The 12,750-nt window shown below is 67.1% G+C and carries 11 protein-coding genes; 7 read left to right on the plus strand and 4 right to left on the minus strand.

All coding sequences use genetic code 11. The features are described from left to right. Positions 1-2,195 (plus strand): DEAD/DEAH box helicase (locus LQ144_RS21840; protein ID WP_230121347.1); only part of this gene is annotated, 2,195 nt, incomplete at its 5' end. Positions 2,196-2,217: 22 nt separating this feature from the next. On the opposite strand, the gene LQ144_RS21845 is transcribed toward LQ144_RS21840, so the two are convergent. Continuing rightward, positions 2,218-2,616, minus strand: coding sequence for a hypothetical protein (locus LQ144_RS21845; protein WP_230121348.1), 399 nt, complete (start codon positions 2,614-2,616; stop codon positions 2,218-2,220). Between the two features lie 364 nt (positions 2,617-2,980). Here LQ144_RS21845 and LQ144_RS21850 point away from each other — a divergent pair, with 364 nt between their 5' ends. After that, positions 2,981-3,568: an adenylate kinase gene (locus LQ144_RS21850; protein WP_230121349.1), complete on the plus strand. Its 588-nt coding sequence runs from the start codon at positions 2,981-2,983 to the stop codon at positions 3,566-3,568. 36 nt (positions 3,569-3,604) lie between these two features. On the opposite strand, the gene LQ144_RS21855 is transcribed toward LQ144_RS21850, so the two are convergent. Both LQ144_RS21855 and LQ144_RS21860 read right to left on the minus strand, forming a co-directional pair. Continuing rightward, positions 3,605-4,273, minus strand: a complete 669-nt coding sequence (locus LQ144_RS21855; RefSeq protein ID WP_230121350.1) for a response regulator — start codon at positions 4,271-4,273, stop codon at positions 3,605-3,607. Then, entirely contained in the window at positions 4,270-5,862 is a 1,593-nt protein-coding gene (locus LQ144_RS21860; protein ID WP_230121356.1) for a sensor histidine kinase, read from the minus strand. Before LQ144_RS21860 ends, LQ144_RS21855 begins: the two co-directional genes overlap by 4 nt. Before the next feature lie 324 nt (positions 5,863-6,186). On the opposite strand from LQ144_RS21860, the gene LQ144_RS21865 reads away from it, so the two are divergent. From LQ144_RS21865 to LQ144_RS21885, 5 genes are all read left to right on the plus strand, one after another. After that, positions 6,187-7,197, plus strand: coding sequence for a tripartite tricarboxylate transporter substrate-binding protein (locus LQ144_RS21865; RefSeq protein ID WP_230121351.1), 1,011 nt, complete (start codon positions 6,187-6,189; stop codon positions 7,195-7,197). After that, positions 7,194-7,697, plus strand: a complete 504-nt coding sequence (locus LQ144_RS21870; protein WP_230121352.1) for a tripartite tricarboxylate transporter TctB family protein — start codon at positions 7,194-7,196, stop codon at positions 7,695-7,697. Before LQ144_RS21865 ends, LQ144_RS21870 begins: the two co-directional genes overlap by 4 nt. Then, a complete protein-coding gene (locus LQ144_RS21875; RefSeq protein ID WP_230121353.1) occupies positions 7,698-9,395 on the plus strand; it encodes a tripartite tricarboxylate transporter permease in 1,698 nt (565 codons plus the stop codon). Further along, positions 9,392-9,787 (plus strand): universal stress protein, encoded by a 396-nt coding sequence (locus tag LQ144_RS21880; protein ID WP_230121354.1) that lies wholly within the window; start codon positions 9,392-9,394, stop codon positions 9,785-9,787. Before LQ144_RS21875 ends, LQ144_RS21880 begins: the two co-directional genes overlap by 4 nt. Positions 9,788-10,005: 218 nt before the next feature. Continuing rightward, the gene (locus LQ144_RS21885; protein WP_230121355.1) at positions 10,006-10,968 is read left to right on the plus strand and encodes a D-2-hydroxyacid dehydrogenase family protein; all 963 of its coding nucleotides are present in this window, start codon (positions 10,006-10,008) and stop codon (positions 10,966-10,968) included. A 45-nt stretch (positions 10,969-11,013) separates the two neighbouring features. Here LQ144_RS21885 and LQ144_RS21890 read toward each other — a convergent pair. Then, positions 11,014-12,750: PEP-utilizing enzyme (locus LQ144_RS21890; protein WP_253073896.1), on the minus strand; the 1,737-nt coding region annotated here is incomplete at its 5' end.

The raw sequence follows: 12,750 nt of genomic DNA on the forward strand, positions 1-12,750 counted from the left end.
TCCCCACCCTGTCCCTGCTGGCCAATTACGGCGGCGACCACCGCCTCAGGCTGCACTGGGAGTGGCACTACAAGTCCGGAAACCTCGTCACCGCGCAGCCGCTCTGGCGGCACCCGGGTGATCACGGCTACCGGGACGACCCCGCCGAAGCGAGGATCCTTGAGGCCGTGGGTCAGCCATGGGATGTTGTGCCGGCGCTGGGTGAATCCGCCACGGGCGGCTGGGGCACGCCGCGGCTTGCGGGCACCGCCGAACTTAGCGGCCTGGACACGCTGGCCTTCACCGAGGAAGTCCTCCCCCGCCTGCAAAACACCGCAGGCGTCGATGTGGACACATCCGGCGACATCGCAGACTACCGCGAGGCCGAGGAAGCCCCGGTGGTGGCGATTTCGACGAAGGCGACGGACCAGCGGGACTGGTTCGACCTCGGCATCGTGATCACCCTTGAGGGCCAACCTGTGTCCTTCGCGGCGCTGTTCTCGGCGCTGGCGGCCGGGCAGACACGCATGCTGCTCCCCAGCGGTGCGTACTTCTCCCTCGACCTCCCCGAGCTGCACCAGCTGCGGGCGCTGATTGATGAAGCCCGTGCACTGCAGGACAACAAGGACGCCCCGCTGCAGATCAGCCGCTTCCAGGCGGGCCTGTGGGACGAGCTGGCGCAGCTGGGAATCGTGGACGAACAGGCGGCCGCCTGGCGTGAGGCGGTAGGCGGACTGCTTGAGGGCGGAGTGAACGGCCTGCCGCTGCCTGCCACGCTGAACGCCGACCTGCGCCCCTACCAGCTGGAGGGCTACAACTGGCTGACCTTCCTGTACCGGCACGGGCTGGGCGGGGTGCTGGCGGACGACATGGGCCTCGGCAAGACCGTCCAGGCTCTGGCGCTGATGTGCGCCGCCAAGGACCACGCCGCTGCTGGTGCTGCTCCGGTTGAGGACACGGCAACGCCCGACGGCGCCGCGCCCTTCCTGGTGGTGGCGCCCACGAGCGTCGTGGGCAACTGGGAGGCGGAGGCCGCGCGCTTCGCGCCGGGCCTCACCGTGCGGGCCATCGGCGAGACCTTCGCGAAGAACGGGGTGGACCCCGCCGAGGCCATGGCCGGGGCGGACATCATCATCACGTCCTATGCGCTGTTCCGGATCGACTACGACGCTTACGCCTCGCGGCAGTGGGCCGGGCTGGTGCTGGACGAGGCGCAGTTCGTGAAGAACCACCAGTCAAAGGCCTACCAGTGCGCCCGCAAGCTGCCGGCTGCGTTCAAGCTCGCCATCACCGGCACCCCGCTGGAGAACAACCTGATGGAGTTCTGGGCGCTGACATCGATCGTGGCGCCCGGCCTGTTCGCGAGTCCCAAGCGGTTCGCCGAGTACTACCAGAAGCCGGTGGAAAAAAACGGTGACAAGGGGCAGCTGGACAAGCTCCGCCGTCGGGTCCGCCCTCTGATGATGCGCCGGACGAAAGAGCAGGTCATCCACGACCTGCCGCCCAAGCAGGAGCAGATCCTTGAAGTGGTGCTGAACCCTCGGCACCAGAAGGTCTACCAGACACACTTGCAGCGGGAACGGCAGAAGATCCTGGGCCTGATCGACGACGTCAATAAAAACCGCTTCACCATTTTCCAATCGCTCACACTGCTGCGGCAGCTGAGCCTGGATGCGTCGCTGGTGGACGCGTCGCTGTCCGGTGTGCGGTCCAGCAAGCTGGACGTCCTGTTCGAACAGCTCGAGGACCTGGTGGCCGAAGGCCACCGGGCGCTGATCTTCAGCCAGTTCACGGGTTTCCTCGGGAAGGTCCGTGAGCGCCTCGTCGAGGAGAACATCGAGTTCTGCTATCTCGACGGCGGAACCCGGAACCGCACCGACGTGGTGAACGAGTTCAAGAACGGCGCGGCCCCGGTGTTCCTGATCAGCCTCAAGGCCGGCGGCTTCGGGCTGAACCTGACCGAGGCCGACTACGTGTTCCTGCTGGACCCGTGGTGGAACCCCGCCTCCGAAGCCCAGGCCGTGGACCGCACGCACCGCATCGGCCAGGCCAGGAACGTGATGGTCTACCGGCTGGTGGCCAAGGACACCATCGAGGAGAAGGTCATGGCGCTGAAGGCGAAGAAGTCGCAGCTCTTCGCCGACGTGATGGAAGGCGATGCCCTGTCCGGCGGTTCGCTGACCGCTGAGGACCTGGCCGGGCTGTTCAACGACTGACAACCTGCCGGGACGACACGAATCAGGCCGCGGCCGGTGCAGTCCGGGGCGGCAGCGCAGCCAGCTTCATGAGCCGCCGGCCCAGCGCCTTGCCCTTGCCCTTCCACCAGCTGTCCTCATCGTTGTCTGTGTACCACCGGTAGGTCACGACGACCAGCACAAACATCCCGGCAGTGACGTCCGGCCATACGCCGGACGCCGCCGCGATCAGCACCTTGATCGCCGTGACCAGGATCGCCGGCGGCGCCATCGTCCGGAAGACGGTGTTGGCCACGTAGCGGCGGTGGGAACGGGGCACTGAGAGCACCCGGACCATGTCGAAGCAGGCGCACACGACGACGAGGACCTGCCCCAGTGTCAGAAGGACCGTGCCCGGCAGGGAGGCTGCGAATTGCACCGCCGATGCCAGTCCGGAGCTCATGGCCTGCTCCAGGACGATTCAAGACCGGATGCCGCGGATCCTTGCCGGGACCCGGCCCGCCTGCCCGAAAAGTACATTTCGTTGCCCCCGTCACTGTGACTGTTGCCCTGCCAGACCAATTCAACGACCCGCCGAACGCTTAAGTCACCGTGGGCAGCTACCCGTCTTTTGCGCCGCAACTACCCGGAATTACTCGGCAGTACGCAGGCAGTCCGCAGTCGGCGCCTGGGTGCAGCATCCCCGGAAGCGATGCTTGACCCGCTGCCGGCACGCATGTCATGGTTGCAATTCCGGCACCCAGCGCCTCCGTGCGGCGGTCACGCCACCGCGCAACGTCAGCCGACAGACCAGAACGGACAGACGCATGACGAGACTGTTGATCGCTGGCCCTCCCGGGTCGGGCAAAGGCACCCAGGCGCACCGCCTCAGCGAAAAGTTGGGCATCCCGGAGATCTCCACCGGGGACATGTTCCGAAGCCACCTGAGTGACCAAACGCCTCTGGGCAACCAGGCCAAAAAATATCTCGATGCCGGCGACCTTGTGCCCGACCACATCACTACGGCCATGGTGCGGGAGCGGTTGCAGCAGGACGACACGGGGAATGGCTTCCTGCTCGACGGTTACCCCCGAACCCTGAGCCAGATGGAGAACCTGGACGGCATTCTCGAGAGCAGCGGGAAAACCCTGGACGCTGTTCTGGAAGTCACCGCTGATGACGACGAGATCGTCCGCCGGCTCCTGCTCCGTTCCCGGGCCGAAGGGCGCAGCGATGACACCGAGAGCGTCATCCGTCACCGCCTGCAGCTTTACCGCGAAGAGACCCAGCCCGTCATCGCACGCTACGGCCGACGCGGCATACTGGTCTCCGTCGATGGCACCGCCGACGTCGACCACGTCACCGCCAGCGCGCTGAAGGGGATCGAAACCGTCAAAGCGCGGACTGCCACCTGACAGCCGCGCCGGCGCATTTCTCCAGCCGCGGGCGCTTCACACCGCTTTCCACGCATACCGCCGCTCGGGACGTCCGACGCCGTACTTGAGGGTCACATCCACCAGCCCCTCATCGTTGAGGTACTCCAGGTAGCGCCGCGCACTCACCCGGGAAGTGCCGACCAGGACGGCCAGCTCAGCCGCGGAAACGTCCCCCGTGGCCGCGTGCAGCGCCCGCTCCACCACCTGCAGCGTCTCGGCGCTGCATCCCTTCGGCAGTGGCCGGTCCCCGCGCTCCAGGCCGAATACCCGGTTGACGTCGGCCTGTTCCGCCACATCTTTCGAGGAGGCAAGGCTCTGGTAGGCATTCCGGTAATGCTCCAGGCGTTCCTGCAGGTCCGTCTGGGAGAACGGCTTGATCAGGTAATGCACGATCCCGCCGCGCAGGGCACGCCGCACCGTCTCCACTTCCCGGGCGGCGCTGATGACCAGGACGTCCAGCTCGGGCGCCACCTCCCGCAGGCGGTGCATCAGGTCAAGCCCGTTGATGTCCGGGAGATGGATGTCCAGCAGTACGAGGTCAGGCTGGAGCCTGGTCGTTTCCAGAATCGCCTGGGCCCCGGTATGGGCAACCCCGACGACGGCGAAACCCGGCGTGCGCTGGATGAATCCGGCGTGGACTTTGGCAACCATGAAGTCGTCGTCAACAATCAGGACACTGATCATGGCCGCCCTCCCTTACCCTTGTGACCGATGGGAAAAAGCTCCGCCGTGAAAACTGCGCCGGCGTCGTTGTGTACCGTGAGTCGTCCGCCCCTGCGCTGGCAGACCACCCGCGCAAGCGCGAGGCCGTAGCCGCGGCCGCCGTCGGACGAATTCTTGGTGCTGAATCCCTGCCGGAAGATGTCATCCATGACGTCCGCCGGGACGCCCGGACCGGAGTCCCGCACCACCACCCGCACACCGCCGTCGGCCTCCTCGATGAGCACCTCCGCCTCGGCGTCGAAAGCGGCATTCGTGACTGCATCGAGCGCGTTGTCCACGAGGTTGCCCACCACGGTGGTGAGGTCCCGGGACAGCTCCTCATCCACTCTGCCCAGCCTGGAGTCCGGCGCAAGTTCCAGCGAAACGCCGCGCTCGGCGGCAAGGCTCGACTTCGCGATGAGCAGGGCTGCCAGGGCTGGATCTTCAATCCGGCTGGTCACTTCATCGTTGAGGCGCGTGCGGTTGGACGTCGTGCCGTTCACGAACTGGACGACGGCGTCATACTCGCCGATCTGGATCAGCCCGGAAATCGTATGGAGCTGGTTGGCGAATTCATGCGCCTGCGCGCGGAGGGTGTCCGTGGCCGTCCGCGTCGTGCCAAGCTCCCGTTCGAGGGAGGCCAGTTCCGTCCGGTCGCGCAGCGTGGTCACCGAACCGATGACGCGCCCGTGCGAGCGCATGGGCATCCGGTTCAGCACCAGCAGGTTCTCCCCCACCAAGACCAGGCGGTCCGGACCGGGCTGGTCCTGCGTCAGCACTTCCTTCAGGGCGGGCTGCACCCTCAGGCTGCCAAGACTCTTGCCCACGCAGTCGTCGGGCAGGCCCAGCAGGCGCCGGGCACTGTCATTGACCACAGAGATCCGCTGTTGGGGGTCGAGCGCCACCACTCCCTCCTTGAGTCCGTGGAGCATGGCTTCGCGGTTCTCGACGAGGCCGGTGATCTCATCCGGCTCCATGCCCAGGGTCTGACGCTTGACCCGCCGGGCCAGCAGCAGCGATCCCGCCACGCCCAGGACGCTGGCAACGCCCAGGTAGGTCAGCAGGTTCGGAACGGCATCGCCCAGCCGCTCCAGAACGGACGGGAAGTTCCTGCCGACGGCGGCTATGCCCACCATCTTGCCCCGGTCGTCCAGCACTGGCACGTGAGCCGAGAGCGCTTCCGAGGCCCCGCTCCCCACCAATCCGGTCCAGGCCCGCCCGGACATCACCACGCTGTCGCCGAGCTCCATCTCGCGGCCCTCCTGTGATGGGTCCCAGGACGTCACTACCGTCCTGTCAGCGCGGGCCAGGGTAACCTGCGAGGAACCCGAGATGGTCCGCACCGACTCTGCAACCGAGGGGAGTGCGGACCCGCTGCCCGGCTGGGCGTTTGCCAGCAGGCTGCGGACCGTCGGATTGGCAGCCAGAGTCTCGGCGGCCGACAGCGCACGGCGCCCTTCGATCCGTTCAAAGGTTGCAGCGGACTGCGCCAGCGAGATTGCCACCACCGCCACCAGCACTGCCAGCACAATCAGCAGCTGGAGCCTGAGATACTGCCCCGCGAGGGACATTCCTCGCCGTCGAGTCATGTGCTGCTGTCTTCCTTGTGTTTTCAGGTGGGGCGGGAGGTCTTCACCGCGCCCGCGGTTCCGCGCCGTCTGCATCGCGGTGGGGTGAACTATACCCCACACGGGCCGGCTGATTTTCGCCGGCATGCGAGGCTTCTTCGAGCGCTACCGCGGCTCCGTTTGCGCCCCGTTGCACGTCTGGTTGCAGCCCGGAAACGTGAACGCAATGAACTTAACTTTCTCTGGTTACACAAGAGTGAGCCGCATCACTTTGGGCCCTAGCATCGGAGAACCCCGATCAAATGGATCAACGAGAAGAGGAACAACATGCGCGGATTCAGCGCATTGCGCGTAGCTGCGGTCGCTGCAGGCATCGCCCTATTGGCTACAGGCTGCGGAGCAACCGGCAAGACTGCCGCAGGCCCGTCCACCGCCGCTGCGGACAGCTCCCCCCTGGCGGGGCTGCGCATCATGGTGCCCAACACTCCCGGTGGTGGCTACGACACCACGGCCCGAGCAGCGGCGAAGGTCCTCGAAGACGAGAAGCTCGCCACGAACCCGGAGGTCTTCAACCTGGCCGGCGCAGGCGGCACGGTGGGCCTGGCCCGCATCGTGAACGAAAAGGCCAACGGCGACCTCACCATGCTGATGGGTCTGGGCGTCGTCGGAGCCAGCTACACCAACAAGTCCGAGTCGAAGCTGACCGAGACCACTCCACTGGCCCGCCTCATCGAGGAGCCGGGCGCCATCATGGTGTCCAAGGACTCGCCGTACAAGACCATCGACGACCTCGTGGCCGCCTGGAAGAAGGACCCGTCCAAGGTAAGCGTGGGCGGCGGCTCCTCCCCCGGCGGCCCGGACCACCTCCTGCCCATGCAGCTCGCGGGTGCGGTGGGCATCGACGCCACCAAGGTCAACTTTGTCTCCTACGACGGCGGCGGTGACTTGCTCCCCGCCATCCTCGGCAACAAGCTGGGCTTTGCTGCCTCAGGCGCCGGGGAATACCTCCAGCAGATCAAGACCGGAGACATCCGCGTCCTGGCCACCAGCGGCGAAAAGAAGCTTGAGGGCGTGGATGCCCCCACGCTCAAGGAGTCCGGCATCGACCTGGTCTTCACGAACTGGCGCGGCATCGTGGCTCCTCCCGGAATCAGCGACGCCGACCGTGACGCCCTGATCGCCACCCTCAAGAAGATGCACGAGTCGGCGTCCTGGAAGGAAACCCTGAAGACCCACAGCTGGTCCGACGCCTTCATCACCGGTGACGAATTCAAGTCTTTCCTCACGGAACAGGACAAGCGCGTTGCCGACGTTCTGACGAAGCTCGGCCTGGCGTGACCTCCTTGTCATCCCGCCTCAAAGGCCGCTCCGAGCTGGGCGTCGCCGCCCTGCTCGGGGCGGCCGGCGCCCTGGTCCTCCTGGATGCAGCGCGCCTGGTCACGCCCTACTCCCAGTCGGACCCCGTGGGCCCCAAGACCCTGCCCGTCATCGTGGGAGCGCTCCTGCTCGTCTCCGCCGTGATGCTGGCCGTGAATGTCCTCCGCGGCGGCCACGGCGAGGCCGAAGCCGGGGAAGACGTCGACCTGAGTCATCCCGCGGACTGGAAGACCGTCCTCCCGCTGGCCGGCGCCTTCATCGCCAACATCCTTCTGATCGACTGGGCCGGCTGGGTCATCTCCGGAACGGTGCTCTTCTGGGGCAGCGTCTGGGCCCTCGGAAGCCGCCACTATGTCCGCGACGGGCTCATCTCGCTGGCCCTGGCGCTGCTGACGTTCTACGGCTTCTACCTCGGCCTGGGCATCGCCCTTCCGGCCGGACTCCTTGAAGGGATTCTCTAGATGGACATCCTGTCCTCACTGATGGACGGGTTCGCAACGGCGCTGACCCCCATCAACCTCCTCTACGCCCTGATCGGCGTCATCCTCGGCACTGCAGTCGGCGTCCTCCCCGGCATCGGACCGGCCATGACCGTGGCCCTGCTCCTGCCGGTGACCTACGTCCTGGAGCCAACCAGCGCCTTCATCATGTTCGCCGGCATCTACTACGGCGGCATGTACGGCGGCTCCACCACCTCCATCCTGCTCAACACTCCGGGTGAGTCGTCGTCCGTGATTACCGCGATCGAGGGCAACAAGATGGCCAAGGCAGGCAGGGCCGCGCAGGCCCTGGCCACGGCAGCCATCGGCTCCTTTGTGGCCGGCACCATCGGCACGGCGCTACTGGTGGTTTTCGCCCCCATCGTGGTCCAGTTCGCAGTCAGCCTCGGCTCCCCCAGCTACTTCGCCATCATGATCCTGGCCCTGTTGGCCGTCACCGCCGTCCTGGGCGCTTCCCGGCTGCGCGGCTTTGCCTCGCTGGGTCTCGGCCTGGCCATCGGCCTCGTGGGCATCGATTCCGTCAGCGGTCAGCGGCGCCTCACCTTCGGCCAGCCGCTGCTGGCCGACGGGCTGGACATCGTGGTGGTCGCCGTCGCCATCTTCGCCGTCGGCGAGGCCCTGTGGGTGGCGGCGCACCTGCGCCGCACTCCGCTGCAGATCATTCCCGTCGGCCGGCCCTGGATGGGCAAGGAAGACTGGAAGCGGTCCTGGAAACCCTGGCTGCGCGGGACGGCCCTCGGCTTCCCCTTCGGCGCGCTCCCAGCCGGCGGCGCGGAGATCCCCACCTTCCTCTCCTACGTGACCGAGAAGCGGCTTTCGAAGCACCCGGAGGAGTTCGGCAAGGGCGCCATCGAAGGCGTCGCCGGACCCGAAGCGGCCAACAACGCCGCGGCAGCGGGCACCCTGACCCCGATGCTCGCCCTCGGTTTGCCCACCAACGCCACGGCCGCCGTCATGCTCGCCGCCTTCGTCCAGTTCGGCATCCAGCCCGGACCCCTCCTGTTCGCCAACGAAGGCCCGCTGGTCTGGGCGCTGATCGCCAGCCTGTTCATCGGCAATACGCTGTTGCTGCTGGTCAACCTTCCGCTGGCCCCGGTGTGGGCGAAGCTCCTGCGGCTCCCCCGCCCGTACCTTTACGCCGGCATCCTGTTCTTCGCCACCCTGGGCGCGTACTCCGTGAACCTCCAGTCGTTTGACCTGGTGATCCTGCTGGTCCTGGGCGCCCTCGGCTTCATGATGAGGCGCTACGGCCTGCCGGTGCTGCCCCTCATTCTCGGCGTGATACTGGGGCCGCGCCTGGAAAAGCAGCTCCGTCAGACGCTGCAGCTCTCCGCCGGCGACGTCTCCGGACTCTGGAGCGAGCCGATCGCCGTCGTCGTGTACATCCTGGTGGGAATCATCCTGGTCTGGCCGCTGCTGCTGAAGACGTGGCGCCGCGCCCGCCCCCGCCAGCTGGCAGCCGTCGGTACTTTCGCTGACAGCCCCCTTGTGGACGGCCCCCTCGCGGACAGCCCTACGGCGGCACGATCGACGGCGCACAGCCCGACGGCGGCCGACTCAACGGCGGCCCGCGACAGGCAGGCAGTTGCCACCGACGGCCAGGAAAACGCGGACACCCACGCGGACACCCACGTCAGCAACGGACAGGAGAAACAGTGAGCATCATCGTCGGGTACGTTCCCACGGCAGAGGGCGCAGCAGCCCTGGACCGGGCGATCGCCGAGGCCCGGAGAAACCAGAGCCGGCTCGTCATCATCAATTCCTCGCGGGGCGACGCCCTGGTGGACAAACGCTACGTCCAGGCCGAGGACCTCAACGCAGTCACCGAGCGGCTGGAACGAGAGGGTGTAGAGCATCTCGTGCTGCAGCCGGTCCGCGGGAATGATGCAGCCAACGAGGTGCTGGAAGCCGCAGAGAAGTACCGCGCCGACCTCATTGTCATCGGCCTCCGGAAGCGCACGCCGGTGGGAAAGCTGATCATGGGCAGCACGGCGCAGCAGATCCTGCTCGAAGCCTCCTGCCCGGTGCTGGCGGTCAAGGCCGGCGCCTGACGCTGCGGCGGAGTAATCACCAGCCCGCCACACGCACCCCGTCTACAACCACGCCTCGGGCCGGTGTCCGATCCATTTGGATCCAGATACCGGCCCGAGGCGCTTCGAAAGGACCATCATGACTGTTTGCGCCCCCGATCTCCGGGCCCGTCCAACGTGGCCGCCCCGTGAACCCGTGGCCAACTGGGCAACGCTCAACCGTCCGGTACCGTAAACCCATGAACCAGTACCGGCTAGCCATTCTGGACGACTATCAAGGCGTCGCGGAGGACTTCGCCCCGTGGAGCTCCCTGGCGCAGCGGGGCGTCGCCGTTACGGTGTTCGGCGGGCATTTCGCCTCTGAAGCCGAAACCGCGGCGGCCCTCGCGGACTTTGACATCGTCATAGCCATGCGGGAGCGCACGCCGTTTCCCCGCAGCGTCATCGGGCAGCTGCCCCGGCTGAAACTGCTGGTGACCACTGGCGCCGCCAATGCGGCCATCGATCTGGAGGCGGCAACCGACCACGGCATCGTGGTGTGCGGCACCGGCGGCTCACCCACAGCCGCGCCTGAACTGACGTGGGCACTGCTGCTGGCTTTCGCCCGGAACCTGACCGCGGAAGAGGCCTCCTTGCGCTCCGGCCACTGGCAGACCGCCATCGGTTTCGAGCTGTCCGGAAAGACCCTGGGAATTGTCGGGCTGGGAAAGATCGGGAAGCGCATCGCCGCCTACGGCCGCGCCTTCGGGATGGACGTGCTGGCCTGGAGCCAGAATCTGACGGAGGAAACCGCCGCGGCGGCCGGCGCCCGCAGGGTCAGCAAGGAAGAACTCTTCATAGAGTCCGACGTCGTGTCCCTGCACCTGCGCCTGTCGCCGCGTTCGGAGGGGACGGTTGGCGAACGCGAGCTGCAGCTCCTCGGCCCCGAAGGTGTCCTGGTCAACACCGCCCGCGGCGCGCTCGTCGACGAGACTGCTCTCGTCTCCGCCCTGCAGGAGGGGTGGATCCGCGGGGCGGCCATTGACGTGTTCGACCAGGAACCGCTTCCGGCAGGACACGCCCTGCTGGCCGCGCCCCGGACGCTCCTGACGCCCCATCTGGGCTATGTCACACAGGAGAGCTACCGGGCCTTCTTCGGCGGCGCGAGCGAGGATGTAACTGCCTGGCTGGACGGCGCCCCGGTCCGGACGCTGACGCCCTGACGAACCGCAGCGGTCACGCGGTCCGGGAGGGCCGCCGTCGGGCGTTCATTCCCGTTCAATCGTGACGGTGCCGGCATCGCCGTCCACGTGGATTAGCTGGCCGCTGGCCAGACGCTGGGTGGCCACGCCGGTGCCGAGGACCGCGGGGATGCCGTACTCCCGGGCCACGATTGAGCTGTGGCTCAAAGGGCCTCCAACGTCGGTGACCACCGCCGAAGCCATGGCGAACAGCGGAGTCCAGGCCGGAGTGGTCATGCGGGCGACGAGCACCTCACCGGGCTGCATGGTGGCGAAGTCTTCGGGGCCGGCCAGCAGCCGTGCTGGCGCGGTCACCTGACCTGAGCTGGCGCCGGTCCCCGAGATCCGGTCGCCGCGCTGCTGCTGGGAACCGGCCGGCATCATCTTTCCGAACGCACGGTCTGCCCAGCGGCTTTCGGGGAGCATCTGCGGCGCCGCGGCCTTCCGCTGCCCGCGCCACAGCATCTTGCGCTGGGCCACGGCCTCCGCGCGGACGGGCTGCCCGGCACCGCTGATGGCCGCACCGGGAGTGGCCAGTCCGAAGTCGATGGCATGTCGGAGTTCGTCGAGCCGCAGCCAGAAGATGTCCCCGGGCTCTGTGATGACGCCCGAGCCGACCAGCCGTTGTCCAAGCTCCAACAGCATCCGCCGCATCAGCGGCCAGGCCAGGCCGATGTCCGCCAAGGCATCCTCACGGACGGGCGCTGCCTTCTGTGCCCAGCGCAGCAGCCGGTCGAACGAGGCGCGCCGGGCGGGATCCAGCCGCTCCCGGACCAGCCGGCTCTGGTCCTCCCGGCGGGACGCCGAGAGCTGCTGGCGCTGGTAGGGGTCGTTGCCCTGCCCGCGCACGAAGAATTTCAGGGTTTCCAGCAAGGCCGAAGGATCATCGGCCGGAACCGGATTGACGAAGTCAAGGTTGTAGACGGCGTGTCCGAATTGGTCCAGATGCCGCTGAAACCGCTTGGTCCACTGCTCCCACGCGGCGGGGTCGACGCCTGCTGGCGGAGTCCCCGTGCGGACTGCCGCCGCTACCGCGGCGGCAGAACCCTCCGTGATGGCGGCGGCAAGATTCGGGCGTCCACGGGCCCAGGCCGCCAGGTCGTAGAGCGACTTCTCCGCCCGGATGGGCTCACTGTCATAACCCAGCAGGAAAGTCTGGCCCGCCGGGTCGCCGTCGCGGCGGACCAGCCGGTCATAAAACGCCCGGAACAGGATCTCACTCGTTGCCGCGATCGGAATGACCGACTGCACCGCGGTGTAGTACACGGTGCCGGCGTCCAGCAGGGCCGAGATCCCCTTGAACAGTTCCGACGCCGGCAGGTCCGTCAGCGGCTTGGATGCCCACGACTTCACTATGCCCCGGTAGCGGGGGTGGGAATGGTCCCGCCATCCCCTGATGCCCATATGCGCCTTGCCGCGGGCCAACGCGGCAACGGCGGTCAGGGACTTGCCCATCACCCGCCACATTCCGGCGGAGCTGTAGTAGTAATACGCATATCCGTTAATCGTGGGCAGGGACACGTCTCCGTCCCGCACGACGTCGCTGCCGACCGCCTCCCTCAGCAGCGCCTTGAGGGACCGGGTCACCGAGCCGTCGATGAGGTCGGCGAACAGCGGTGAGAGCGGATCCGGCAACTGCTCCACAATGCTCGCCCGGAAGTACAGACCCTTCGGATAGGGCAACTCCCAGTCAGTCGGGGTATCGGCCGACGGTTCAGGCAGCGCGGTGATCGGCCTGGCCTGCACGATGAAGAACTCCCCGCC

It is taken from the genome of Arthrobacter sp. Bi83, assembly GCF_918698095.1.
In the GTDB taxonomy this organism is placed as follows: domain Bacteria; phylum Actinomycetota; class Actinomycetes; order Actinomycetales; family Micrococcaceae; genus Arthrobacter.